This is a genomic window from Halobacillus sp. ABH2_015, assembly GCF_056158945.1.
In genome coordinates, this window is sequence record NZ_JBSWUG010000002.1 from 2,420,187 (window position 1) to 2,446,840 (window position 26,654).

Sequence of the window (26,654 nt, forward strand, 5' to 3'; positions counted from 1 at the left end):
ACACCTCTTTCCCGCTTTTATCCTATGGCCATATGTAAGGGGAAAGATCTCTTTCCCCTTTTCCGGCACTTATTCTTCATCAATTAAAGTGAGCTGTCTCGTCTTTTCTGCCACCTCTTCAGGGTCTACATGATGACGGGCTACGCCTGATTCCATCGCAGCCTTTGCAACGCTTGCTGCCACAGCTGGAGCTACACGCGGGTCAAAGGGAGCAGGAATAACATAATCCTCATTCAAGTCTTCATCACTTACAAGGGAAGCAATCGCCTCCGCAGCTGCGATTTTCATTTTTTCATTGATTCGAGTCGCGCGTACATCAAGAGCCCCTCGGAAGATTCCTGGAAAAGCCAGAACGTTGTTCACCTGGTTAGGAAAATCGGATCGTCCTGTACCGATGACACGAGCCCCTGCTTCCTTCGCATCGTCCGGCATGATTTCCGGTTCCGGGTTGGCCATGGCAAAAATGATGGAGTCATCCTTCATACGGGAGACCGTTTCCTTGGACAACAAACCACCAACAGATACACCGATGAAGACGTCAGCATCTTCCATGACTTCCTCAAGAGCGCCTTCGACACGGTCTTTATTCGTAATTTTAGCAATTTCATCTTTGACATCATTCATTCCGTAGTCGCGGCCTTCAAAGATAGCGCCTTTGGAATCACACATAATAATATCACGTACACCGAAATGATAAAGTAATTTGATAATAGCAATTCCTGCGGCCCCTGCCCCGTTGGCCACCACTTTAATATCCGACCATGATTTTCCTGTGAGCTTCAAAGCGTTCATCAGACCTGCGACCGTCACGATAGCCGTTCCGTGCTGATCATCATGGAAGATAGGGATGTTCGTTTCCTTCTTCAACCGCTCTTCAATAATGAAGCAGTTTGGTGCAGCGATATCCTCCAGGTTTACGCCGCCAAACGTGGGCTCCATCAACTTCACCGTCTGCACAATCTGATCGATCTCTCTCGTGTTCAGGCAGATAGGAAAAGCATCAACGCCGGCAAAGCTTTTGAACAATGCGGCTTTCCCCTCCATGACTGGAAGAGCAGCTTCAGGACCGATATTTCCAAGTCCAAGCACGGCAGAACCGTCACTGACCACGGCCACCATGTTCCCCTTCATCGTATAATCGTAGACCGTTTCTTTATGGTCGTAGATTTCCTTACATGGCTCAGCCACTCCAGGGGAGTAGGCAAGACTTAGATCCTTAGCATTCCGTACAGGTACTTTTGAATGTGTTTCCAGTTTCCCCTTGTTCACCCGGTGTATATGCAATGCTTCATCTCGCAGATTTGACACAACAACACGCTCCTTTAAATGAATGATAGAACCGACCCAGGTGGTCTGACCACCAGTAACTCCTTAATTATAACAGATGATAAGGTCGTGTAAAGATTTTCAAAAATATGGACTTAGTTTTTAATTATCCGCCTTCTTTTTGTTACTTCTTAATGCGACATTTTTCTCCCCAAAAAATGCGTTCAACTGATCAAGACAGTCTCTGGTGGGCTGAAGGCCATAACTTTCGTCAAGGCGGTAGGTCTTCCGATCTTCTGACCGGAAAAGAAAAACTGGTGTATTCCCCGGGAAATATTGTGCCGTTTCTTTTAACTGTTGAAGGGCTTCATTTTCGTTTTCATCCGTTACTTTAACGAACAGCCGTCTTTCTCCCTGAGCTGACTCATGGGATGGTTCATCCAGTTCAAAAGGCTGAAGGGACTGAATAATAAGCTGCTTCCTTCCGTTTCTTTCCTCTACTTTTCCCGACGTTGTCACAAGCATCTGTTCTTTCAGCCACACTTTGACATCCCGGTACGTATCCGGAAAGATGACAGCATCCACTTCAGCACTTTCATCACTCATGGATAAAAAGGCCATCGGGTCCCCGCGCTTTGTACGAATTTCCCGAATGCTGTCAACGACCGCAGCCGTATCGACTTTTTTATTCATTTTCATCCTGAATAGCTGAGCAAGAGAAAGGATGCCTCTTCTCCGGAGAGATTTCCGCTGACTCTCAAGGGGATGATCAGATAAATAAGTGCCGAGGACTTCTTTTTCCATCGCCAGCTTCTTCAAAAGCGGAAAAGGTTCCACATCCACCATATCCATGACCATTTCCTGATCGAAGAATCCGGGCTGGTCCTGGAATTCCTTGAACAATTCCCCCTGCTCAAGAGCCTGATCGATGGTGGCCAGAGCACTTGCACGGTTGGAGTGCAGTTCATCAAAAGCCCCGGCAATAATGAGCCCTTCAATCACTTTCCGCGATACAATTTTCGTATCCACACGCAGACAGAAGTCGTTCAAATGGCGGAAAGGCTGTTGTCCACGCCCTTCTACAATCGCTTTAGCCGCCTGATACCCTACGCCTTTGATGGAAAGAAAACCCATAGTGATTTCCCTACGCTGCCCCTGAGCAGTCGCCCCGCTTTTATTTATGGAAGGAGCCTTCACCCGTACGTGCATCTCCCGCGCTTCTCGAATGTATGCGGCCAGTTTGTCCCGGTCTCCCAGATTCGCGTTGATAAGCTCGGCCATGAATGCAGACGGATGATGAGCTTTCATAAAGGCCAGCTGGTAGGAAATTAAGCTGTAGGCAACAGCGTGGCTCCGGTTGAATCCATAATTGGAAAATTTGACAATCCAGTCAAACAGCTGCTCAGCCACCTGCTCGGAATATCCATTTTCCAATGCTCCTGATACAAACGCTTTCCTCTCATTCTCTAAAACCCCGGCCTGCTTCTTGCTGACCGCTCTCCGAAGCATGTCCGCCTGTCCGAGCGAATAGCCCGCAGCAAGTCCCGCCACCTGCATAATCTGCTCCTGATAGACGAGTACGCCATAAGTCGGGCTTAAAACACTTTCCAGATCCTCGTGTGGAAGTTCGATCGCTGCTTTCTTGTTCTTTCTTTCAATGTAAGTATCGATATATTCCATCGGACCCGGCCGGTAGAGGGCGTTAACGGCGACCACATCTTCAAAATGAGTGGGCTTCAGCTTTGTGAGTACCTGCTTCATGCCCTGCGACTCCAATTGGAAGACACCATTGGTTTTTCCTTCCGAGAGCAGGGAGAAGGTTGCAGCATCATTCAATGGAATCTGATCCAGAGAAAAGGACCGGTTTCCCGCCCTTTGAATCTTCCGTTCCAGATTTTCCATAAAGGTCAAGTTCCTCAGTCCCAGAAAATCAATTTTCAAAAGACCGATTTTTTCCAAATCCCCCATAGTAAGCTGTGTTACATACACCTCTCCCTGGCTTTTCATTAAAGGTGTATATTCCATCAGCGTTTTTTCTGAAAGCACGACCCCTGCCGCATGTGTGGAAATATGGCGGGGAAGGCCCTCCAGCTTGGCTGCAATTTTGAACAGATGCTTCAGTTTTTCCGAGTTTCTAATATAATCTTTCAATTCTTCCGACTGACGGACGATTTCTACAAGAGGTTGAGCCGCCTGCTTCGGCAGCTGATGAAGGATAAAAGACGCATCGCTCTCCTCAATATGGAGAACCTTGAACAATTCCCTCAGCACACTTTTTGCAGCGAATGTACCGAACGTGCTGATTTGAGCTGCATGCTGCCTTCCATACTTTTCAGCTACATAGGAAATGACCTCCTCCCTGCGCTGGTCAGGAAAATCGATGTCGATATCCGGCATCGTAATACGTTCCGGATTTAAGAACCGTTCAAAGAGCAGTTGATATTCGAGCGGATCCACCTTCGTGATGTCGAGAAGATAAGCGACAATCGACCCAGCCGCCGATCCCCTCCCAGGTCCGGCATTGATCCCCTTTGCGCGGGCAAAATCGATAAAGTCCCAGACAATTAAAAAGTAATCACTGAAACCCATGGATTCAATGACACTTAATTCATGGTCCAGCCGCTCGACAGCCTCTGCCTTGCCGGCATATTTTTTCTTCAGGGCACGCTCGCAGAGTTCACGCAGATAGTCCGCTCCGCTTTTCCCTTCCGGTGCCGGATATGTAGGAAGAAGCTGCTGGTTCAGATCCATGTCCCATTGACAGCGGCGCGCGATGTGGTCTGCTGTTTCAAGGACTTCCGGCCACCATTCCCCAAAGAAGGATTCCATCTCTTCCGCACTTTTTAAGTAGAAGGGGCCGTGAGCACTCTTCGGTGTATAACGCGTACCTTCATCCACCGCCCGTAAGCATTGATAGGCGTCGGCTTCCTCTTTTTTTATGTAGCGCACATCCCCGACAGCCGTTACCTGCAGCCCTTTTTCATCCGCCCATTCCCGCAGAGGGGTGTGCAGCTGCCGTTCAGAATGAAGATCCACATCTTGAATACTTAAGTAAAAGTCCTCTTTCTTCACTGCGTGCATCCATCGGTTCAACCCGTCCTCCATATGCTCGAACATCCGGTCGGATAAGGGTTCTCCCCATGGAGAGGCAGAGGTCATATGAATGACGATCAGCCCCTGACTCACGTCGGCGAACGTTTCCAGATTCAACGGATGATCTTTTGTATTGGCCCACGTAGCTATTTTCATCAGGTTTTTATACCCGGTCTGATTCGTCGCGAGAAGCCGAACGGGATGGAGAAGGGAACGGTCCTCGATGGTCGTCGTTAAACCGATTACCGGCTTGATCCCCTGTGCCCGGCATTCCTCATAAAATGCCAGCGCCCCGCTCAACGTGTTCTCATCCGTCAAAGCGATGGATTCAAACCCAAGGGCCTTCGCCTCATGGACCAAATCGTTAATCTTCACCGTACTCTTCATAAGACTATAGCCGCTGCGGACATTTAAATGGGTGAAAGTCATTTCGCACACCTTCTTTCATGTGTAAATTATAGCTACTATTGGATAGGGAATAAAGCCCTCTGCATAAAACCACAGGAAAAAGAATATTCGTTTAAATAGAAACACATTTTCCAGGCGGAAAGAGGGACAAGATGGAAGACCGTTTAATCGTATCCATGATCCAATGCTTCTTTATCGCTTTTGGAGTTATTGTAGGTGGAACACTGATTGGAAGTATCGGCAGTTACTTAACAGGGGAAGCTCCGCTGACCGCCATGTTCCGCATCGCCAAAAGTTTAAGAATCTGGGCTGTTGTTGCAGCCATCGGGGGAACCTTCGATGCCATCAGCAACTTTGAAAAAGGCATTCTCGACGGATCCACTTTCGATATGTTCAAGCAGATCGTCATAATCGTTGCAGCTATGGGCGGGGTGAAGGCAGCACTTCTGTTGTTTGAGTGGCTGCTTGGAGAAGAGGTGACCTGATGCATTTCCCTCCTTACCATAAAAGCAGGGAATGGAGGCGTTTTTTCGCCGGTGTGCTGCTGGGCACCCTGGCCGGCTGGCTCTTTTTTCTTTATACTCATGGGCAGCTTCAGCAGAAATACACGGAAGAACACATCGCCTTGACTACAGAGCTGCATGAACTGGAAGTGAAGTATGAGGGACTGCTGAACAATAAAAACCAGGATTCTGAATCCGCACCACTGACGGTGGGCGAAATGGACGTATCCTACACCAATGCCAAAAAGCTGGAAGTCGACCTGCTTACGCAGCACCAGCTGACGACGATGGTCAAGGATCAGCTTTCTTCCCTGCCAGGGAAGCCTGTAAAAGTGGTAGCTGATCAGGCGGATCTGATCTTAACCGCCCTTGAAAACAAAAACTATGTGGTGGATGACTTCACTTACCAATTGAAAGTGAACCGGCTGATCATTTCAGAAGTCATTACGTTAAGACTTGAAATAAAGCTGGTACGTTAAAAACGAGCAGGCCATCTTATGCCTGCTCGTTTCGATATGCTTTACAAACCTCTTCCAATTCCCGGGCAATGTCCTCGGTTTCTGCCCAGTCGGAAGCAGAAGCCCCGGAGGCCATCGGATGTCCACCACCATGATGAGCAGCGGCGACTCCGTTAATCACCGGACCTTTGGAACGCAGGCGGACGCGGATATTATCTTCTTCTTCCACGAAGAACGCCCACGCAAGAATGCCCTCAATATCTCCGAGAAGGCCGACCAGCTGGCTCGTTTCGGTCGCTGTCACACCAAATCGCTCCAGTGTATCCTTATCAAGACGAATGGTGGAATAGCCGGCCGGGTGAAGCGTGAAGTTCTCAAGAACATAGCCTTTTAACCTGGCTACGTGGACAGGAGTCTTATACATTTCGTTAAACAGGGAAGATCGATCAAAATCGTAATGCACTAAATCCGCAGCATAGGAGAGCGTTTTTTTCGTAGTGCTTGGAAAAAGAAAGCGCCCGGTATCCCCTACAATTCCTGCATACAGAAGCCTTGCAGAACGTTCATTCATTTTCAGCCCGGCCTCGATTCCTTCCATATATAAATGATAGATCATTTCGGAGGTGGAGCTGGATGTCGTATCCACCCATTGAATATCTCCATACTGATCGATGTCAGGGTGATGATCAATTTTCACGAGCTGTTTTCCTGTTCCAAATCTCTGGTCGTCAATACGGGCCTGATTGGCTGTGTCACAGACGATGACTAAAGCTTCCTTAAAAGTATCATCAGCAATATCATCCATTTCGGCAAGAAATGCCAGTGACGGCTCCCCTTCGCCTGCAAGGTACACCTGCTTTTCTGGAAAGCTCGCACGAATCATTTCGGCAAGACCGGCCTGGGAACCATAGGCATCGGGATCCGGCCGGACATGGCGGTGGATAATGATAGTCGAATAAGATTTAATGGACTGAATGATGGCTTGTGTAGACATGAAATAAAGCCTCCTTTTAATTTTTTCCTGACAACCGCCTGCAGAATTCCCGGCCCAGGTAGCCTTTTCCAACAAAACAAGCTACAATGAAAAGGAATTCTTAACGATCAGGAGTCGATTCACCTTGATTATTTTTCCGATTCTCATCTTAGTTTCCCTTGTTCTTTACATTTACTACAAAGTGATGGTCATCCGGGCCCGGGATCCACTTACACAGGAATACTTGAACAGCAGATCGAAGATTTTCCTCGGCGGATTCTTGTTTTTCTTTGCGATTAACCAGTATGTATTTTATCAAACAAGGCTTTCCTTGTTTGTCGGGCTGGTTTTCCTTATCCTCGGAGCTGCACAGGCTCGGCTCGGCTTTAAGGCGAGCCGCCATTACCAGCAGGAATATAAAAAGCAGGAAGCCCGTTCACAGACCTGAATGCTTCACAAAGCCGCTGCCCGGACAGCGGCTTTTTTTATCGATCGATCAACTGAGCCATAAGAAGGGCTTTTCCGACAATCGATTTTCCGTGATGAACTTCAATGTCCACCTTAGCAAATTTGCGGCCGACTTCTAAAATCTGTGGAATAATTTCAATATCACTTTCAATTTGAACCGGCTTAATAAAATAGACGGAAATATTTTCGACGACCAGATCCCCTTTTTTGTACTTCCGGAGCATCCGGCTGGAGGCCTCTGTAATCAAGGACACAAAAACGCCGTACGACATCGTGCCAAGCTGGTTGGTCATCTGCGGAGTCACCGTCGTGCTCCAGCGCTGCGGGCTCTGATCGCTCTCCACCATCACCATCCGGTTTGTAGCCAGATCATCGATGGTTTCTCCAACTTGAGGCTGCCGTTGAATGTGCTGCAGCGCCTTCAGTACATCCTGCCGGGAGATAATCCCCTGGAATTTATGGCTGGTGTCAACGACCGGCATCAGTTCGATTCCTTCCCACACCATCACATGCGCCGCATTAGCCAGGGATGTCGTCGTGTGAGCCGTCATCGGATTACGGGTCATCACCTTATCGATCCTGACCGTTTTCTCCTGCCCGATGACATCTTTAGAAGTGACAATTCCAACCACACGGTTCTGCTCATCCACCACCGGATAGCGGCTGTGCTTCGTTTCATCATTCAGGTCATGCCAGCGCTGGACAGTATCCCTTGTGGAAAGATACCTGGAATCTTCAAAAGAAGTGTAGATATCATCCACCAGCACGATTTCCTTTTTGATGAGCTGATCGTAAATGGCTCTATTAATCATTGTCGCTACAGTAAATGTATCATAACTTGTAGAAATAACAGGGAGCTTCTTTTCGTCGGCTAGTTTTTTCACGGTATCTGTCGTATCAAATCCACCCGTTACTAACACAGCCGCCCCCTCCTTCACTGCAAGTTCATGGGCATTCGTCCGGTTTCCGACAATGAGGAGGGAACCCGCTTCAGTATAACGCATCATCGCTTCCAGTTTCATAGCTCCGATGACAAACTTCCCAAGGGTTTTATAAAGGCCTTCTCTGCCGCCCAGAACCTGCCCATCAACGACGTTGACAATTTCAGCGAACGTCAGACGCTCAATATTCTCTTTCTTCTTCTTCTCAATCCGGATGGTCCCCACACGCTCCATCGTACTGACAAGATGCTGGTTTTCCGCTTCCTTAATGGCACGATAGGCCGTTCCTTCACTGACATTCAGCGCTTTTGCAATCCCGCGTACGGATATTTTACTTCCTACCGATAAGGACTCGATGTGCTCCAGGATCTGTTCATGTTTTGTAGCCATTCACCCACCAAACTTTCTATCTGTACTAGTCATTTCTCACTTTATTGTTATTATACAACTGATACAGATGTTCTGCAATTTCTTCCAGAAATCAGGGGGCATGGTTTCGAGGATTGAACCGGTATTGGATAAAAAAAAGCGGCAGAGCCACAATGACCCGCCGCTTTTCAACTCTCTAAAATTCTATGACTTCTCCAGGCTGAAGCGCACGTCCTGTTCCAGGCTTCACCTGTGAAGCAAATCCTTCTCCATCCTGATTGATGAGATCGAAGGTGTTATAGTGAACTGGAACGACCTGTTTCGCCTGCAGCCATTCTGCTGCGGTTAAAGCATCCTCGGGTCCCATCGTGAAATTATCCCCGATCGGAAGAAAAGCCAGATCAATATCATTGCGTTCCCCGATCAGTTTCATATCAGAAAACAACCCGGTATCCCCGGCGTGGAAAATGGTTTTGCCATCGATAGTCAGCAGGATCCCCGTCGGCATGCCTGTATAGACAATCGTGCCATCCTCTTCTGTATAAGCTGAACCATGAAAAGCCTGGGTGAACTTCACATGTCCGAAATCAAATTCATGCCCCCCGCCGATATGCATCGGGTGGGCATTTAACCCTTTGTTCCCAAGATAGGTAGCCAGTTCAAACGGAGCAACAATCTGCGCATTGGTCCGTTCGGCAATCTCGAACGTGTCCCCTACGTGATCGTTATGTCCATGAGTCAGCAGAATGACATCCGGTTCCACCTGATCGGCATCCAAATCCGTGTTCCCGTTATCGGATATGAATGGGTCAAACAAAATCGTTTTTCCATTGGCTTCCACTTTGACTACGGCATGTCCATGATAAGAAACTTTCATCCTTCCACTCCTTCTCACAAAAGTAATGTATACGGCCGGATGCATTTATCCAGCGCTTTCCATTTCCTTCTACACTTTTTTTCATTTCCCTGTCTTTCTACTCCTAAAACACAGGCGGGCTTTTTCAGAGGAAGTCCTTGAACTCCACCGCTATCCGCTAAGAAAGGACGTGTCTGACCTATCCCGAAGCAGAGCTGTTCCAGAGGTATTCATACATACGAAAACCCCCGGAAGCCGGGGGTCTCGCGGTTACTCTTTATTCATTTTACGCTTCAGCGCCTGCAGTTCATCATCCACATCATCTTTTTTGTCCATTTCCTCGAATTCATCATCAATGGAGCGGGCTTCTGATGAAAGATCATCACTCGTATCCGCCTCCGCTTCATACTGCATGACCTTTTCTTCCATACGCTCAAAACCTTGACGGGATTCATCCCCGCCGATGCTGGACATGGTCCGGTTCATCTTCGTACGGGTTTTCGCTGATTCCGCACGGGCTTTCAAGGAATCTTTCTTCAGTTTCATTTCCTGGTATTCTTTCTTCATTTCATCGAGCTTTTCACGGAGATTGGAAGCGTCTGTCTGCGCTTGTTCCCAGGACGCTTTCAACTGCTCGGCCTGTTCCTGGTGATTTTTCTTATCTTCCAGGGCGCGGCGGGCAAGATCTTCATTACCGGCTTCAATGGCTTTTTCCGCCTGCTGCATCCGCTTATCCGCAAGAGCCTGGGCATCATCGTACTTGCGCTTCAGCATTTTCTCATTGGCGATCTGCTTAGCAACAGCGCTCTCTGCTTCACGAATGTCATTTTCCATATCCCTCATAAATTGGTCGAGCATTTTCACTGGATCTTCAGCTTTATCAAGCATCGCATTCATTTCAGAACCTACGACCGTCTTCACACGTTTGAAAAATTTGAACATGTAAATTCCTCCTTATTATTTAGAACCTGCTATAATTTTCAATTCATACGCTTCGATGTCTGACCCGATACTGACTTCAACTTCCGTCCCCCAGGCTTCCACACTCAGGTATGCTTCTTCATCTTCAGATATATAGTCCGCATAGTTGACGGTCCGGCCGTTCACGTTCGCACTGCGGCCTTCCCCTGTCACCTGGGCTTCCCCTTCTTCATCCTTCGTGTAGGTCACACCTTCGTATTCAAGAGAAGCGGGGTACGGCCTGCTCACGGGCAGATTGACCTTCTCATACATCCCAAGCTCCAGCTCGTCATCCATTTCAGCAGCGAGCCATTTGGTTCGATTCCCTTCCAGCAGCTGATAGGCATACCATTCATAAGAACCGTCCCGGTAGGTGATTTTCCCTACTACTTCGTAATCGGCGAGGTCGTAGGTCACGATATCTCCTACTTCAATCGTCAGCGGCGTCCGTTCTTTCACCTCGGGCACCTGCTGGTCTTTCTTTTGAAACAATCGAGAGAAAAAACCCAATCCTTCACTTCCCTTCTGCTTTGCCCTGTGTACCTTATGTACGGAAAGCCACGGGCAGAGGTTTCACTTTTTCAAAAATATTCACCTTTCTCCCTTAACGATGGCGGTGGATGACATCAAGACCGCCGGTGACTTCGTATATTGTGCCTGTAATCATATCCGAGCGTTCATCACAGAGAAAATCGATGGTCCGTGCGATATCCTCTCCTGTCCCGGGTCTTCCTATCGGTGTCTCCTCATCCGTCGTATTCCGGCTTTGATCGATGGATGACTCCTTCCATTCACCTACAATATTCCCGGGGCAGATCATATTTGAGGTGATGCCGTGCTCGGCTTCCTCATAGGCAATCGTTTTGGTCAGGGAAACGAGCCCGACTTTCGCTGCAGCGAAGGCTGATCGGTAAATCCATCCGGATGCCGCATGAGCTCCTTGAAATCCATAATTGATGATCCGGCCGAAATGCTGTCTGCGCATATATGGAATGGTCAGCTTAAGCAGGTAAAAGACGGCATCCAGATTCCCACGGATCATTTGATTCCATTCTTCTTTAGAATAGTCCATCAGCTTTTTCCGTTCAAATATATAAGGCCCTGCATTATTAATTAAGAAGTCGATGCGGCCGTAGCGGTCCACCGCCTCCGCGACCACACGTTCCAAATCCTGTTCCACTGTGACATCCGCCTTCACGAGCTGAATACGCCCGCGCGCGGAAGCAAAGTCATTCAGGAGTGTCTGCGCCTTCTGCTCGTCGTTAAAATAGGTCACCGTTACGGAATACCCCTGAGCAAGCATGTGTTCCGTAACTTTTCTGCCGAGGCCTTTTGTGCCGGCTGTTATGATGGCATGGCGCATCTAAACCCCTCCTTTTATCAATCCGTCTCTATTTTCAAACAGTTGTATTGTTTACTTCTTCTGCCCCGTTCTGTACAATGAGCTCGTCAGAAAGGACGTGACAATCATGAGAGCTGCTGCAGGCAGTAAGTCTGTTGTGGAGAGGTACGGACTTGAAGCCGTTCCTGCCCATCAGAAAAATACGCCCTGGTACCGTTTCGCTTTTATCCAGATGGCCGTTGCGGCCAATGCCGGAAACTTCCTCGTTCCCGCTCTTGCTGTCATGGAAGGCGGGCTTTCCTTTTGGAGCGCTGTTCTCTGCACCTGTGCAGGCGCCTGGCTTGGGTTTCTATTTGTATCCTATTTATCTTTACCCGGGGCACGGCTCGGCATCCCAGCCCAGTATGCGATCCGCACGATGCTTGGTGTCCGGGGCGCCCAGTTTCTATCTTCTCCTGTAAGGAGCTTGACTTCTCTGTACTGGTTTGCGGTCCAGACCATCGGAGGAACGTACGTCATTCAAGAACTGGTATCCAGAATTACCGGAGCTGCGCTTCCCTTCTGGATTGTTTCCCTACCGTTATCTCTGTTGATGGTCCTATTAGCTATCCTCGGTTTTAACGCCGTTAAGAAAGCGACTAGTTATTTCCTTCCGCTCCTGCTTTTTGGAGAGGGGACTATGCTCTATGTATACTTTACTACAAACAATGAATCCGGTGCATCCTTAACGCTTGCTATGGATGGCTGGAGCGGCTCTATCCCGATGATGCTGTTCTTCTCAAGTCTGGCCTTCGTCCAGTATGTTTCTGGAGTGAGCGCATCAGCTGATATGACGAGATATGCGCAGACACCGGCCCAAGGTTTCTGGGGACTGCTTACAGGCAACGCCGCCGGGTTTCTTTTAACAGCAGTGATTGGATGTGCCTCAGCTACTCTTTATGGAAGTCTCAACCCTTACGTATCCTCTTCAAACCAGACGGCATCCCCCGTGATCATCGCGGTGATTACATTGACAGCTGTGATTTCCATGATCAGCATCAACGTCAGCAATGCCTATACCGGCGGTTTCAGTCTTCTCAACATTTTCCCTAAGCTTTCCAGGGTGCAGAGTGCCGTGCTTTTTGGCAGCGCAGGCGTTATTCTGAGTGGATTTCCAGACCTCGTGAATGAAGCGGAGTCATTTATCTCTCTTCTCGGCGGCTTGATCATTCCGATTTCTGCCGTTATTGTCAGTGATTTCCTTGTGGTGAAACGCAGTCGTCTGACCAACGAGGATTTGAACCTGCTTGCTTCTGCCCCGGCTGTCAATCGGGCAGCGATGGGGGCAGTGACTATCGGGACACTGTTGTACTTTATCTTTCCGGACGATTGGTCCCCCGGGTTTCTTACCTTTGTAGTGATTGCAGTGATATACCCGCTCACCCAGAGATACGCTGAAGAGCACAAGGAATCATAAGTTACGAAAAATCCCCCGCTTTTTTCTGGCGGGGGACTTCTTATTTATCGACGTTTTTGACGACGGTCACCGGACTGGTAGCTCTCATTCAATGCACTCACGATCCGGCGTTGATCCATGCTTTCTTTTTCAAGAGGGTTCATTGGCTTCTTCATTGCTATCACCTCTGTCTTATTGTTCACACAATTCTCCCGATTATGTATGGAACAGCCGTCTACAACAGCGGATCGCATGATATAATAAAAGTAATTAAATGGGAGGGGGTAATTGGGATGACTTATGAATATAAAGATATCGTCGTTGCCGTGGATGGTTCCGTTACAGCAGAGGAGGCTTTTTCAAAAGCGATCGACATAGCCAACCGAAACGGGGCAAAACTGATTCTTGCTCACGTCGTGGATACAAGAGCTTTTGCTACTGTGGAAGCGTATGACCGTTCCTTAGCGATACGGGCAGAGCAGTACGCCACGGAGCTGTTGAACGACTATCAAAAGAAAGCGGAACAAGCCGGCGTCACCAACGTCGTGATTGATATTGAGTATGGGTCACCGAAAGTGAAAATCGCTAAAGATATTGCGCCTAAACACCACGCTGATTTAATTATCTGCGGTGCGACCGGTCTGAATGCAATGGAACGCTTCTTTATCGGAAGTGTTTCCGAGCACATTACCCGCTATTCCCCATGTGACGTTCTCGTTGTCCGGGCCGGTGCCGATAAACAAGAGAAGTAAAGAGCCCTTTAAAGGTCCTTCAGGCTGTCGAGACTTTCTCGACAGCCTTGTTTTTTTCGATTTTAAGCACTCCCAAGGGGCTTTCGCTCCTGGCGGTAGGAAAGAAAAAGCTTGTAAAGAAACAGAGGTTTCTCTACAAGCTGAAGGATCCTCTCCAAGGGCTCCTTTTTCATTGATCTTTTCTTAATTCACGGACAACATGGCGAAGTTCCGGTATAATCAGCTTTTCCATAGCCAGTTTCACCGCTCCTGTTGAACCAGGCGTGGCAAAGACCGCTTTTCCACCTGCCACCCCCGCCGCTGCCCTGGATAGGATAGCGGCAGATCCAATGTCTTCGGTGTAGCTGAGCATACGGAAAATCTCTCCAAAGCCCGGCATTTCCTTTTCAAAAACACGTTTCACTGCTTCAATCGTGACATCCCTGGCAGCGATTCCTGTGCCGCCATTCAGTAATATGACGTCCATAGAGGGATGAGCCATGTACTCGCGAAGTTCTTGGAGAATGGACGCTTTCTCATCAGGCACAATCGAAGAGCGGAGGATTTCATGATTGTGCTCCAGCAGTTTTTCCTTCATCAGTCTGCCGCTCTTATCCGTATCCACTGTCCTTGTATCACTAACGGTAATGATCCCGCAGCGGACAGGCCCTTTTACTGCTTGCTTATGTTCATCAACAGACACGTTCAGCCTCCTTCCTCACTCGTGATGTGACGATACTGGTAAAATTTCATAGCGAATTCCGTCACCCGCTTCGTTAAATGGTAGTTCGAATATGCGCCGATGGCTATGCTTATAAAGGGAAGACCCTGCACCAGTTTTTTTCTGAACATCAAAATGAACAGGGACTTGAAGCAGTGCTTCAGCGGCTGCTCGAGCCATCCTTCATCCGTCAGGCGGTCATCACCGGCAACAATGAAGTTATGTTCTTTTTTCTCGACTTCCTGAATCAAATCTTCCCAGGCCTGCGCTTTCAAACGCTTGGGTAGTGTCGCCGCATGAAACACCTTCAAGGAAATCATCATTTCGTAAGGATGATTCATTTCATGGCCAAAGGTAAGTCCGATCAATTGAATGGCCCGGATGTTCATAAGCATCATCATCGGATAGTCGACACCGAGAAACAACCATCCTCCAGCCCCCGTCAATCCACCCTGAGCAAAAGAATACAGACGCCCACGAGCCATCTGCTGCTCAGCAATGTAAGTCAATTGATCAGTGGTTAACTCTTTTTCCATATCCTGAATGTGATGGATGTTGGAAGAAAAGATCCTGCCGGCGGTCAAAATCCGCTCACGCGCCTCATATTGATAGGACGTCCCTTGGAGAAACGCATGGGTGTGGAAGAACCACGCATCCAGCTTGGAAAAGAATTTATCCCTGACTCCAGGGTCCAGGTTCTGAAAATTTTGATGCATCCATTGATCATACATGTTTTCAAAATCATTCGGCTGGTACTGCCGGAACTGCTGAAGCCATACCTCAAGTTCTCTACGGATTCGATCATCAGCCAATCCATTCTCCCCCTTATAAGGCAGCCTTTTCCTCTATTGTAGCCTTAACAACGAAAAAAAAGCAATGAACCCGGAGAACCGGATTCACTGCTTTGACCTTTCTTATAAACCTTTTTCCACAGTATCGCGGGCAATCATGACTTCCTCGTTGGTAGGAATGACCATAACTTTGACCGGAGAGTGCGGGTAGTTCACAAACGCTTCTTTTCCACGGACTTTGTTCAAGGATGGATCCCAGTAAACACCCATGAACTCCAATCCTTTAAGGACACGTTCACGCATTGTGATACTGTTTTCACCAACACCTGCTGTGAAGATGATGCCATCGATTCCGTGCATGCGGGCGGCGTAGGAACCAATATATTTGTGGATACGGGCTGCGAACACTTCGAGAGCAAGCTCTGCACGTTCGTCCCCTTCATTCGCCTGCACTTCGATGTCTCTCAGATCGCTGGAGAAACCGGAAAGAGCCAGCATTCCACTTTCTTTATTCAATACATTCATAACTTCTGACGCTGTCTTACCCGTCTTTTCCATAATGAATGGAATAAGGGCAGGGTCAATGTTCCCGGAACGGGTTCCCATTGTTACCCCGGCAAGCGGTGTGAAGCCCATGGATGTATCAATGGATTTTCCACCTTCAATCGCTGCAATACTTGCTCCATTACCAAGGTGGCAGGAAAGCAGACGAAGCTCCTCAACCGGACGGCCGAGCATTTCCGCTGCACGCTCGGAAACATACTTATGAGACGTACCGTGGAAACCATATTTACGAATGCCGTACTCTTCATAGTACTCATATGGCAGGCTGTACAAGTAAGACTGCTCAGGCATGGACTGGTGGAAGGCTGTATCGAAAACGGCCACGTGCGGAACGTTCGGCAGCACTTCACGGAAAGCATTGATTCCTGTCAGGTTGGCAGGGTTATGCAGCGGTGCAAGGTCTGATACCTCTTCGATTTCTTCAATCACTTCGTCTGTAATCAATACAGATTCACTGAAGCGCTCGCCTCCGTGGACGACACGGTGGCCGACACCGTTAATTTCATCCAGAGAGTTGATGATGCCGTTGGCTGTCAGCTTATCCAAAAGCATTTTTACCGCTTCGGCATGATCAGGAATTTCTGTTACCGCTTTATCTTCTTCATCATTAAATTCAATGGTGAACACAGCGTCATCCAGACCGATCCGCTCGACGAGGCCTTTTGTAACGACTGTTTCCTCAGGCATTTCAATCAGTTGGAATTTCAACGATGAACTGCCGGCATTGATAGCAAGAATGTTATTACTCAACGATGCTCATCCCCTTAACTATAGGTTCGTAACTTTCTACCATTACTATTTAATCACCCGCACCCTTTGATTTCAAGGCAGTTCGGTGATGTTAACGTTTACTTGTTATATTCATTATTTTCTCACAATTACCGGCTTTTATATTCATCAAACCAGGCGTTCATTTGACTGAGGATATCCGCCATACCATTTGGATTTTTAAAGGACGGCAGTTTCACAAGAAGGGCCTGTTTCGGCGCTTTTGTATCCTTCCCTTTCTTCTGCAGGATTAGTATGCTCTTGCCGTGCTTCTCATCCTTAAAGAGAGAATCAGAAAGCTGAAGCATTCCTACAATATGGGCGTGTTCACGCAGGTAGGCATTCAAAGCTTTGGACTGATCGCTTTCAAACAGGAAGTTCGGCACGATGAACATCAGGTACCCGCCTTCTTTCGTGTAGTTCAGTCCCTGTTCAATGAATAAGTGATGAGCGTAGGAAAGGCCTTCTTCTGCTTTCAACTCATACTTCGCTGCCTGCGCGTCATCCGGATAGTAACCCACCGGAAGATCTCCCATAACAAAATCAACAGGCTCCATTAAAAACGGGGCCAGGCTGTCCTGGTGGAAGAACTCAATCTTGTTTTTCTGCAGGTTGGCGTTGGTGACTGCCAGCTGGATCAATGTAGGATCCACTTCACTGGCATAAGCGTTCACCGGCATGTCAAGCTGGTTCATCACCGACGTAATCAAGTTGGCACTTCCCGCAGCCGGATCGAAGATTTTCAATTCCTCCTCGCCTTCAAACAAGCGGGAGGCGAGATACCCCATAAACATCGCGACAGAATCCGGAGTGATCAAGTGCTGCTGCTGTGTGGCTCCTTTCATCCCTTTCAGAATCGCCAGCTGAACAGCTTTCCGGATTTCTTCCTTCTCATGATTGTCCTTATTCACTTTCGTCAATTCATTTGTCAAATACGTTTGAAGGTTTTCACTCATGTCATCAAACGGCTGACCGTTGAATAATACATCCATTGTTTCCGCAATGGATTCGAGGTAGGTAATATTCATATCCTCTGAAATCGTTGTTGCTGTATCATCAATCCATTGAAATAGTTGTTCTACATGTTCCTGCTTCATAACTATTAGACTCCTTCTCCGTAAAATTCCAAAGAAATGACGCACGTTGTCAATAACAAAATGCGCCCGTTTACGTACTTGTTCCATTATGGTCTAAACTAACCATAACGAAAACCATGCCGTAATTCAACAATGTGAAACTTTCCCGATTTATTTGAAAACTGTGTGCGCTTACACTTTTGAAATGATATGATATGGCTGAAGCTGTACAACTTAAAGGAGGAGTCATGATGACAGATCAACGTAGAAACCTATACTTTTATTATCATCAAAAAAGCGAACTTCAGGATAAATTAGAGGCGCTCTTCCAACTGGCAAGAGACAATGACTTCCAGATTGTCGAAGAATCTAATGACGCCAATATCATTATTGCTGTCGGAGGAGACGGGGCCTTTCTTCAAGCTGTCAGAAAAACGGGATTCCGGCAGGACTGCCTGTATGTAGGGATCCGCAGTGAGAATGAAGCCGGCCTGTACTGTGACTTTAATATTGATGATCACGATGAAATGATCGAAGCCATGAAAAATGCAGAAGTAGAGGTACGGCGCTTCCCTGTTATCGATACCACCATCAACGATGAATCCACCTTCTCCTGCCTGAATGAATGCAGTGTACGGTCGACATTGATTAAATCCATTGTCATTGATGTGTATATTGATGATCTTCATTTTGAAACGTTCCGGGGAGACGGATTGATCATCGCCACTCCAACTGGAAGTACAGCCTACAACAAATCCATCAATGGAGCCGTTGTCGATCCAAAACTCCCGTGCTTCCAAATCAGTGAGCTTGCCTCCTTGAATAACAACCGTTACCGGACCCTCGGTTCATCCTTCATCCTCAGTGGAGAAAGAACCTTGAACCTTAAAGTCAGACAAGATGGAAACGACTACCCGATTATCGGCATGGACAATGAAGCGTTCTCCATCCGAAACATCCATGACGTTACAGTAAACCTCAGTGAAAAAGTGATCAAAACGGTCAAGCTTAAAAATAATACGTACTGGGATCGTGTGAAACGCACATTCCTATAACCATCACAAAAGGCCTCCGCGGAAAATATCCGTGGAGGCCTTTGATATCAGGAGCGCTGATAGACAATATCTTCGTCGACCACTGTCATCGTCACTTTTGCATCTGCAAGTTCATGCGATTTCAGTGCAAAGAGGTCTCTGTCCAGCACTGTAAAGTCAGCGGTGAATCCAGGCTGGATCATCCCCTGCTCTCCCTCTTTATGAATCGCTTCTGCACTTCCTTTCGTATACAGACTGACGGCTTCATAAACGCTCAGCTTTTCTTCTGCCTGGTACACTTCATGATCATAGGAGGCTCGGCGGTCCACCGCAGCCCGGATTCCAAGAAGCGGATTAATTTCTTCAATTGGAGCATCCGATCCACCGGCACACGTAAGGCCGGCATCCAGAAGCGTTTTCCACGAATACGAGTTTTTCAGACGCATGTTCCCCAGCCTTTCCATCACCCACGGAAAGTCAGAAGCTACGAAGGTCGGCTGAATATCCAGAACGACGTTTAAATGCTGAAGCTTATGAATCAATTCACTGCTTAAAATCTGGGCGTGAATGATACGGTCACGCTCGCCTGTCTTGAGAGGATTTCTGGCTACTGCATCTGCTACAGCTTCCACCGCTCCGTCTCCGATAGCATGAACGGCCACAGGCATGTTCCGCTTCCGTGCTTCGCCGACGAGGGTGTCCAGTTCCTCCTGCGTATGGATGGCTACCCCATAATTGTCCGGATCATCCGCATAAGGTTGTTTCAACCAGGCTGTCCGTCCTCCAAGAGCTCCATCAGAAAAAATTTTCAACGCTCCCAGTTCTACAAAGTCCGTTCCCTGTTTGAATCCAAGCCCATACGCATCCACCTGCTCGATTACACCGTGATGAATGAGCAGGTGGGCCCTGAACTTTGTTGTTTTCCCGTCAATCACATCCAAAAAGGCGTCATAGGTTCTTTTGAATCCTCCGTAATAGTTCAAATCCTCACTGTGACCACCGACAAGTCCGAAGGCATGCATATCCTTGACCGCAAGATCTGCTGCTTTCCTTAAATATTCCGGTGTAACCTCAGGCATGGCTGATTTGATCAAATCCTGAGCTTTATCGTGGAAATATCCGGTCACACGTCCGGACTCATCTTTAACGACCACCCCTCCCTGAGGATCGGGAGTACGATCTGTAACCTTCGCAAGCTCCATGGCTTTTGTATTGGCAAGCAGAGCATGACGACAGACCCGCGTAAGCATCATGGGATGATCTCTGGAGATTTCGTCCAGTTCGTCCTTATGTATGATCCGCTTTTCCTCCCACTGGTTCTCATTCCAGCCATCCCCGATAATCCATTCACCTTCAGGAAGCTGTTCCGCGTGCAGCTGAAGGGCCTGCTTGACTTCCTCGGCCGATTTCATAAAAGATAAATCCAGACGCATCAGCCGTTCGCCGTGACCGAGGATGTGCAGGTGACTGTCTGTAAAACCAGGGTACATCACCGCGCCCTTCAGATCGATTTCTTCCTTAATATCATCTTTATAGGATTCAAACAAATCCTGAGTATCCCCTACAGCTTTTATGCGCCCGCCTTCGGTCACAACAGATTCCACCCAGGCGTCTTCAGCTGTCAGGGTATAAATTTTTCCACCATACCAAAGCTTCATGCCAACACTTCCTCTCTTTTCATTTACTACTATCTATAACATATTCAGGAAAAAAAGAGAACTGTAAACAAAACCCTGACCTAGGATAGGTCAGGGTTTCAAGAGCTTATAAGAGATCATCAAAAGCGTCTTCCTGCTGGTCCGTACTTCCCTTCGCATCGACTTCGATGGTGTAGGATTCACGGACCGCCTTCTCAAGATCTTCCGAAAAGTCGGTATTGGATTCGTAGTAATTTGCATTCGCTCTTGTCGGTTTTGTTTTCGGCGCTTTTGGTACGAAGACCGTACAGCAGTCTTCAAATGGACGGATCGAAATATCATACGTTCCTATTTTCCGGGAAATATCAATGATTTCAAGCTTATCCATCGCTGCAAGTGGACGGATCACAGGGTAATTGGTTACTTCATTGATGGTGTTCATACTCTCCATCGTCTGGCTGGCCACCTGACCAAGACTTTCGCCTGTCGTTATGGACAGAATTCCCTGCTGCTCCGCGATTTTCTCACTTATTCTCATCATCATCCGTCTCGTAATCGTCATGCTGTACCCGGACGGCATTTCACGGTGAATCTTCTGCTGAACAGCTGTGAACGGGATGACATGGATTTTCACCTTGCTTCCGAACTTAGCCAGTTCCTGGGCAAGATCAATCACTTTCTGTTTCGCACGTTCACTCGTATAAGGCGGAGAATGGAAGTGGACCGCTTCAAGTTCCACCCCGCGCTTCATCGTCAAATAACCGGCCACAGGACTGTCGATTCCTCCGGAAAGCATCAGCAGACTCTTTCCTGTCGTACCCGCCGGAAGACCGCCGGCTCCCGGATAATCACGTGCCGTGATGAGGACACCTTCGTGGCGGACCTCCACTTTGATCTCTACGTCAGGATGGTGGACATCGACCGTGACACCGTCTGTGTTCCTAAGGATATGCCCGCCAAGCATCGGGTTGATTTCCTGGGATGGAAGCGGGAATGATTTGTCCGTTCGCTTGGAAGAGATTTTAAAGGTCCGGGCTCCCTCAGCATCACGAAAAGCCAGCAGAACAGCATCTTTCATCGCTTCCTCTGTCTGCTCAACCTTCACAGCAAAGCTCAGGCTGTGAATCCCAAATACCTTCTGGCACGCTTCCATAACCTTCTGAGGATGCTCTCCATTTAAGTGTACATACATACGCCCCTGGGTCTTTTCAATCGTCGTTTCAGGGAACTCCTTGAGTTTACCCGACAAATTGTACTTCAGCTTCTGTTCAAATAACTTTTTATTTTTTCCTTTTAACGCCATTTCACCATAACGGATCATAATACGATCGAATTTCATTGATTGCTCACCTCATTGCAGCTTGTAAGTGATGGACAGCTTCATCCAGTGCATCTACAAATTGTTTAATATCCTCTTCCGTATTCTGTGAAGAAAAACTGACTCTTAACGCTGATGTGGTACGGTCATAATCAAAATTACAAGCCTTCAGGACAGCACTCACATCCGGCTGCTTGGAGGAGCAGGCGGACTTGGTCGAAATATAAATTTCTTTCTCCCCTAATGCGTGGATGACCACTTCAGGTTTCAAGCCGGGTATAGAAAAATTCGTAATGTGGGAAACGCCATCCTCTGGAGAGTTCAACACACAATAGGACCGTTTCCTTAAGGCTTCCCTCAGCCGGGATCTCAACTTCCATAAATGGTCCCGGTGGTGGTGCTCTTTTTCCTTCAGGATGCGGAGGGCTTTAACAAAGGCTACCGTTCCAGGGAGGTTCTCGGTACCCGCTCTCAATTCAGCTTCCTGGCTTCCCCCATGAAGCATTGGGAATAAGGAAACACGCTTCCGGACAAGAAGGGCTCCGGTCCCTTTCACACCATGAATTTTATGACCCGAAATGGTACACAAATCAATGCCCCATTCATTCATGGGAAGATCGATTTTACCAAGTCCCTGGACATGGTCTACATGAAAGTGAATTTTCGGATGTGCTTTCAGTTTCTGTCCGATGTCCTTAATGGGCTGAATGGAACCCAGCTCGTTATTTACAGACATCACACTGACTAAAATGGTATCCGGCCTGACGGCATTCATAACAGCTCCAGCATTTACAAGGCCGTTTCGATTTACATCTATATAGGTAACTTCAAAGCCCAATGACTCCAAGGCTCGAAAAGCTTCCATGACAGATGGGTGCTCAATAGAAGTTGTAATCAGATGTTTTCCTCTATTTTGATGCTGCAGAGCCACCCCTTTCACCGCCATATTGTTCCCCTCTGTACCACCAGAGGTAAAGATCACCTCATTCGGGTCCACATGCAGCAGACTGGCTGCCTGCTTTCGGGAACGATCAAGCAGCCGCTCCACTTCACTTCCCAGACTGTGAATGGAGGAAGGATTGGCGAAATACTGCTCTGCGGCTTTCTGGAAACTTGCCAGCACTTCCGGATAAGGCTGGGTCGTCGCGCTGTTATCCAAGTATATCATTGGCTTTGACTCCTTTTTTTCAAATTGCAGTCCATAATTCTACCACACCAACGGCAGAAATGAAACAGCCGGCCCCCGCCGCAGCCCCGCAAAAAAAGGCATCTGCAGGACTGCAGATGCCTTTTTCACCGGAAGACGGCTTATTCCATTGAATCCAAATGTTCCAGGATCGTATCTATACTCAGCTTTCCATCTTCCGTCACATCATCCACCCAGGACTGCGTGTATTCCATGCTTCCCAAAATATCTTCAGGCTGACCTGATAGGATGACGGACGGGTTCTCACTATCCGTCTGCTTCATCAGCTTTTCCTCCACTCCGTCGTCCAGCCGGCTGTAGCTGTGTTCCGATGCGGGAAGACGTCCGCTGTCACCAGGCAGGAGGAGAAAAACAAGTACTGTTGTCCATAGGAGGACGACACCTGCGGATAAGCCTATTAGCAGTTTTTTTCTCATGCATCCACGTCCTAGACAAGCATTTCTTCTTCTGCTTCCATTTTCTCAAGCGCTCCGGGGTCTACTTCTTTTACCGCTTCAGCCGCCAGAGTTAAAGCTTCGTCATACTGATAGGAGCGGAATTTCTCTTCAGCTTCAAGCAGCTTAGCCGCCAGCAATGGATGCTTGCTCCGATATCGATTCCCATGTTGGATGAGGCGCTCTGATAAATGAGCTTTATCCATTACCTTTTCAGCATCGTTTCTCAGTTTTTCCACCAGTTCAACCGCTTCGTCTAAAGATGCGTGAACATCATTCATATCCAGGGGCTGTTTCTCCAGGTTTTGAAAAACTTCATCCACTTTTTCACTCGCTGCTTTCATATCTTCAAAGATAAAAACAGGAATTCCCGGGATATTACTCCTCTTGAGACGACGGTGGGTTTCCATCAACAGCTCTTCCATTTTTCTCAACTGCTGCTTCGCCTCGCGTTCGTCTTTCCTCAGGTTTTCCACCCGCTCCTGGAAGAATGCATGTTTCTCCTGGAGGTCAGCGGTCTGTTTCTGCAGTTGTTCCAGATCATCACGCAGTTCGGAATAGGCGGTTTCCCCATCCTGGCGCTTGAATTCGAGACTGATCATTTTCTTTCTCAGCTGATTGAACCAGTTTTTCAATCCTTGGTGGGATTCCACATCATCTTCTTCGAGCTGATAGGTTACAAGCAGCTCATTCAGTTCTTGTTCTGTCACACTCAACATGCTTTCCAGCTCATCCAGCTTCGCTTTAAGAGGTTCAAACTGTTTTTCTACATATTGATGAGCAACGGCTTCGCCTTCCAGCACCTGATACATCTCCTGGATCCTGGACTCAATGGCTTCTACAGCTTCCTGAACATCGGATTGATCCCCTTGCTCCAGCTTTTCAAAAGCTTCAGTCAGTGTGCGCTCATGTTTATGTATTTCCGGCAGAAATTCGAAATGGGTAATCCGATAGCCTTCTGCTTTCATTTCCTCGATTCCGCTTTTCAACTCCCTCAGCTGTTCCGGAAGTTCAACTTTCACTTTACGGTACCGTTCGGGGAAAGCTTCTACATCCTCCTGAAGCAGGACGGTCTCTTCCTTAACGGTCTGCACCAGTTTATTGGCCTCCAGGTAATCCCCCTGCTCTGTCAGCTGTTCAAACTGGGACAGCTTTTCTTTCTGTGCATCCACCCTTTTTTCAAAAAAACTGACGGCTTTCCCGTACTGGTGACGGTTCTGGATCAGACGTTTCGTCAATTCTTTCAATTCAGGAGCGATGGATTCAATTTCCACACGGCTCTCTTTTTCAGAGTTCAGAAGATATTCCAATTCTGTCAGCATCGTTTTTATATCTTCTTCAATCGATTCCAGTTTCTTTTCAGTATTTTCAATCACGGACCTGACTTTCTTCAGCCGGTATTTGTCGGCCGCTTCCTCTGCGTCAAAAAGGTATTCTTCCAGTTCGGGCAGTTCTTTTGTAAGGATTTGATCCCAACGTTCACGCCATGTTTCGAACTTTTCTTGTGTCTCGCCGGAAAGGTTCAGGTTTTTTACTTTGGATAATTCCTCCGTTACGCGCCGGTTCATAATATCCATTTTCCAACCTTCCAGACGATCCACTTCATCATAGACCTTTTTACGCCAAATCAGCCCGATGATGAACATTGCAATAAGTAGTAATATAGCCCCTATGACGTACTTCATAAATAGCCTCCTTACAATAAACATGTCCTACGGATGAATTACGTTCCGATATGTGATTTAGTTGTTTATAATGATACCATGTAAAACAGCCTTTTGGCTAAATTATTTCAAAATTATTAGTGTACTGACAAAAAATTCTATTAAAGGAGGACGGCCGGATGAAAGATGGTCACATCCATACTCCCTACTGCCCTCACGGGTCGAAGGATTCGCTTGAAAGTTATATAGAAAATGCCATAAAAGCAGGATATTCGGCGTTGACGTTCACCGAACACGCTCCTCTTCCTGATTCCTTTACAGATCCCGCACCAGCTAAAGACAGCAGCATGACAATCGAAGACCTGGAAAACTACCTGGCGGATCTGGCCGGGCTGCAGAAACAATACAAAAAGGACCTCACGATTTTGAAAGGACTCGAAGTGGATTATATCGAAGGGTACGAGAAGGAAATCTCATCGTTTCTTGACACCTATGGTCCGGAACTGGACGACAGCATCCTCTCCGTCCATTTTCTCAAAGGGAACAGGGCGTGGTACTGTATCGATTACAGTCCGGATATGTTCGAAGAGGCAGCGGCAGACTTCGGAAGCATAGAGGCTCTCTACCACGCCTATTACAAAGCCCTTGCCCAATCCGTTCGAACCCCCTTAGGCTCTCATAAACCAAAACGGATCGGCCACATGACTTTAGTAAGGAAGTTTCAGAAGCTTTATCCCGGTCCGGAAGAATGGCCGGCCAGTGCTTCCCGCTTTTTGGCCCTGGTCAGGGAACATGGCTTTGAACTCGATTATAACGGGGCAGGAATGAAAAAAAACCACTGTAAAGAAACCTACCCGCCGCTTGCCATCGCCCGGGAGGCTTCTTCCATGGGAATTCCATTGATTTATGGATCGGATGCCCATACCGCTTCTGCTTTGAAGCAGGGCTGGGACGCTGTTGATCATTCCTTGATCAAACCCTGGCCGCGATAAGCTGTACTGATTGATGTTCATTCATTAAGTCGCTGTATACCTCAACAAAATGGTCAATGGAGGCTTCTGTAATAAACGGATCTTTAAATTCATGAGGCATCGTGAAGGGGGCATTCAAGAGCCCCTTCAGCTGTAAAAGGCAGAGCTTCTCTTTGAAGGTCACTTCAATGTGGGAATGTTTATCAAATAAAATCTGCGTGAACAAATGATTTTCCTTAGCCAGATAGGTGACGAGCATTTCCCTGGCGAAAACGGTATTCAGGGAAAGCTCCCGGTTTAAGAGACAGGATAGTTGATAATGAGTCTGTTTATAATGTAGAATTTGCTTCACTAACGAATGAAGACGGCTGCCATCCTCAGAGGGCTGCTCACTTTCAAGCATTTCAAGATAGGGTTCAAAGTAACTGACAGCGAGCGATTCAAAAAGGCCCTGCTTGCTTTTGAAGTAGTAATGGATCAATGAAACATTCACATTGGCTGCCTTAGCAATATCTCTGACCGATGTTCCATTAAACCCCTGGCTGTAGAATAGGCGGCAGGCTACGTCCAACACTTTGTTGCGTGTTCCATTCGGTCGATTCATTATTTTTTCCCCCTCGGGATAGGATTCTCTATAATCTTGGGAAATCCTGCTTAGAATCGCCC

Annotated in this window: 25 protein-coding genes; 7 read left to right on the plus strand and 18 right to left on the minus strand. The window is 47.6% G+C overall.

Going from position 1 to position 26,654, the window contains the following annotated elements; all coding sequences use genetic code 11:
• Positions 1-69: 69 nt before the first annotated feature.
• Together ystJ and dnaE are read right to left on the minus strand one after the other, a co-directional pair.
• Complete coding sequence (gene ystJ / locus ACXAD6_RS12860) at positions 70-1,308, minus strand: NADP-dependent malic enzyme (RefSeq protein WP_474969187.1); 1,239 nt, start codon at positions 1,306-1,308, stop codon at positions 70-72.
• 120 nt (positions 1,309-1,428) lie between these two features.
• Positions 1,429-4,788, minus strand: a complete 3,360-nt coding sequence (dnaE, locus tag ACXAD6_RS12865; protein WP_474969188.1) for a DNA polymerase III subunit alpha — start codon at positions 4,786-4,788, stop codon at positions 1,429-1,431.
• Between the two features lie 131 nt (positions 4,789-4,919).
• On the opposite strand from dnaE, the gene ytrH reads away from it, so the two are divergent.
• Both ytrH and ytrI read left to right on the plus strand, forming a co-directional pair.
• Entirely contained in the window at positions 4,920-5,252 is a 333-nt protein-coding gene (gene ytrH, locus ACXAD6_RS12870) for a sporulation membrane protein YtrH (protein WP_027955151.1), read from the plus strand.
• The gene (gene ytrI / locus ACXAD6_RS12875; protein ID WP_474969189.1) at positions 5,252-5,749 is read left to right on the plus strand and encodes a sporulation membrane protein YtrI; all 498 of its coding nucleotides are present in this window, start codon (positions 5,252-5,254) and stop codon (positions 5,747-5,749) included. Before ytrH ends, ytrI begins: the two co-directional genes overlap by 1 nt.
• A 16-nt stretch (positions 5,750-5,765) precedes the next feature.
• Here the strand turns inward: ytrI and ACXAD6_RS12880 are convergent, their stop codons facing one another.
• A complete protein-coding gene (locus ACXAD6_RS12880) occupies positions 5,766-6,722 on the minus strand; it encodes a DHH family phosphoesterase (protein ID WP_474969190.1) in 957 nt (318 codons plus the stop codon).
• Between the two features lie 124 nt (positions 6,723-6,846).
• Between ACXAD6_RS12880 and ACXAD6_RS12885 the strand changes: the two genes are divergently transcribed.
• The gene (locus ACXAD6_RS12885) at positions 6,847-7,149 is read left to right on the plus strand and encodes a YtpI family protein (protein WP_027955148.1); all 303 of its coding nucleotides are present in this window, start codon (positions 6,847-6,849) and stop codon (positions 7,147-7,149) included.
• A gap of 37 nt (positions 7,150-7,186) precedes the next feature.
• On the opposite strand, the gene ACXAD6_RS12890 is transcribed toward ACXAD6_RS12885, so the two are convergent.
• The 5 genes from ACXAD6_RS12890 to ACXAD6_RS12910 all read right to left on the minus strand — a co-directional run bounded on the left by ACXAD6_RS12890 (position 7,187) and on the right by ACXAD6_RS12910 (position 11,658).
• The gene (locus tag ACXAD6_RS12890) at positions 7,187-8,500 is read right to left on the minus strand and encodes a DRTGG domain-containing protein (protein ID WP_474969191.1); all 1,314 of its coding nucleotides are present in this window, start codon (positions 8,498-8,500) and stop codon (positions 7,187-7,189) included.
• Positions 8,501-8,675: 175 nt separating this feature from the next.
• Positions 8,676-9,356, minus strand: a complete 681-nt coding sequence (locus ACXAD6_RS12895) for a metal-dependent hydrolase (RefSeq protein WP_474969192.1) — start codon at positions 9,354-9,356, stop codon at positions 8,676-8,678.
• Between the two features lie 249 nt (positions 9,357-9,605).
• On the minus strand, positions 9,606-10,277 hold the full coding sequence (locus tag ACXAD6_RS12900; RefSeq protein ID WP_474969193.1) for a PspA/IM30 family protein: 672 nt from the start codon (positions 10,275-10,277) through the stop codon (positions 9,606-9,608).
• A 15-nt stretch (positions 10,278-10,292) separates the two neighbouring features.
• A complete protein-coding gene (locus ACXAD6_RS12905; protein WP_474969194.1) occupies positions 10,293-10,805 on the minus strand; it encodes a DUF4178 domain-containing protein in 513 nt (170 codons plus the stop codon).
• Between the two features lie 94 nt (positions 10,806-10,899).
• On the minus strand, positions 10,900-11,658 hold the full coding sequence (locus tag ACXAD6_RS12910; protein WP_474969195.1) for an SDR family oxidoreductase: 759 nt from the start codon (positions 11,656-11,658) through the stop codon (positions 10,900-10,902).
• 106 nt (positions 11,659-11,764) lie between these two features.
• Here ACXAD6_RS12910 and ACXAD6_RS12915 point away from each other — a divergent pair, with 106 nt between their 5' ends.
• Both ACXAD6_RS12915 and ACXAD6_RS12920 read left to right on the plus strand, forming a co-directional pair.
• A complete protein-coding gene (locus ACXAD6_RS12915) occupies positions 11,765-13,093 on the plus strand; it encodes a purine-cytosine permease family protein (RefSeq protein WP_474969196.1) in 1,329 nt (442 codons plus the stop codon).
• Positions 13,094-13,365: 272 nt separating this feature from the next.
• Positions 13,366-13,824: a universal stress protein gene (locus tag ACXAD6_RS12920; RefSeq protein ID WP_160836355.1), complete on the plus strand. Its 459-nt coding sequence runs from the start codon at positions 13,366-13,368 to the stop codon at positions 13,822-13,824.
• A 169-nt stretch (positions 13,825-13,993) separates the two neighbouring features.
• Here ACXAD6_RS12920 and ACXAD6_RS12925 read toward each other — a convergent pair whose 3' ends face one another.
• From ACXAD6_RS12925 to ACXAD6_RS12940, 4 genes are all read right to left on the minus strand, one after another.
• Positions 13,994-14,506, minus strand: coding sequence for a MogA/MoaB family molybdenum cofactor biosynthesis protein (locus ACXAD6_RS12925; RefSeq protein ID WP_474969197.1), 513 nt, complete (start codon positions 14,504-14,506; stop codon positions 13,994-13,996).
• Positions 14,507-14,508: 2 nt separating this feature from the next.
• Positions 14,509-15,336, minus strand: coding sequence for an EcsC family protein (locus ACXAD6_RS12930; protein WP_474969198.1), 828 nt, complete (start codon positions 15,334-15,336; stop codon positions 14,509-14,511).
• Positions 15,337-15,438: 102 nt separating this feature from the next.
• The gene (locus ACXAD6_RS12935) at positions 15,439-16,629 is read right to left on the minus strand and encodes an acetate kinase (protein WP_474969199.1); all 1,191 of its coding nucleotides are present in this window, start codon (positions 16,627-16,629) and stop codon (positions 15,439-15,441) included.
• Positions 16,630-16,757: 128 nt separating this feature from the next.
• Entirely contained in the window at positions 16,758-17,744 is a 987-nt protein-coding gene (locus ACXAD6_RS12940) for a class I SAM-dependent methyltransferase (protein WP_474969200.1), read from the minus strand.
• A gap of 230 nt (positions 17,745-17,974) precedes the next feature.
• Here ACXAD6_RS12940 and ACXAD6_RS12945 point away from each other — a divergent pair, with 230 nt between their 5' ends.
• The gene (locus tag ACXAD6_RS12945; protein WP_474969201.1) at positions 17,975-18,778 is read left to right on the plus strand and encodes an NAD kinase; all 804 of its coding nucleotides are present in this window, start codon (positions 17,975-17,977) and stop codon (positions 18,776-18,778) included.
• 47 nt (positions 18,779-18,825) lie between these two features.
• On the opposite strand, the gene ACXAD6_RS12950 is transcribed toward ACXAD6_RS12945, so the two are convergent.
• The 5 genes from ACXAD6_RS12950 to ezrA all read right to left on the minus strand — a co-directional run bounded on the left by ACXAD6_RS12950 (position 18,826) and on the right by ezrA (position 25,038).
• A complete protein-coding gene (locus ACXAD6_RS12950) occupies positions 18,826-20,415 on the minus strand; it encodes an amidohydrolase (RefSeq protein ID WP_474969202.1) in 1,590 nt (529 codons plus the stop codon).
• Between the two features lie 106 nt (positions 20,416-20,521).
• Entirely contained in the window at positions 20,522-21,733 is a 1,212-nt protein-coding gene (thiI, locus tag ACXAD6_RS12955; protein WP_474969203.1) for a tRNA uracil 4-sulfurtransferase ThiI, read from the minus strand.
• 7 nt (positions 21,734-21,740) lie between these two features.
• Positions 21,741-22,880: a cysteine desulfurase family protein gene (locus tag ACXAD6_RS12960; RefSeq protein WP_474969204.1), complete on the minus strand. Its 1,140-nt coding sequence runs from the start codon at positions 22,878-22,880 to the stop codon at positions 21,741-21,743.
• Positions 22,881-23,020: 140 nt separating this feature from the next.
• The gene (locus ACXAD6_RS12965; protein WP_474969205.1) at positions 23,021-23,335 is read right to left on the minus strand and encodes a hypothetical protein; all 315 of its coding nucleotides are present in this window, start codon (positions 23,333-23,335) and stop codon (positions 23,021-23,023) included.
• An 11-nt stretch (positions 23,336-23,346) separates the two neighbouring features.
• Entirely contained in the window at positions 23,347-25,038 is a 1,692-nt protein-coding gene (ezrA, locus tag ACXAD6_RS12970) for a septation ring formation regulator EzrA (RefSeq protein WP_474969206.1), read from the minus strand.
• A gap of 158 nt (positions 25,039-25,196) precedes the next feature.
• Between ezrA and hisJ the strand changes: the two genes are divergently transcribed.
• The gene (gene hisJ / locus ACXAD6_RS12975; protein WP_474969207.1) at positions 25,197-26,009 is read left to right on the plus strand and encodes a histidinol-phosphatase HisJ; all 813 of its coding nucleotides are present in this window, start codon (positions 25,197-25,199) and stop codon (positions 26,007-26,009) included.
• Here hisJ and refZ read toward each other — a convergent pair.
• Complete coding sequence (refZ, locus tag ACXAD6_RS12980) at positions 25,990-26,592, minus strand: forespore capture DNA-binding protein RefZ (protein ID WP_474969208.1); 603 nt, start codon at positions 26,590-26,592, stop codon at positions 25,990-25,992. The two genes, hisJ and refZ, sit on opposite strands and share 20 nt — an antisense overlap.
• Positions 26,593-26,654 lie beyond the last annotated feature (62 nt).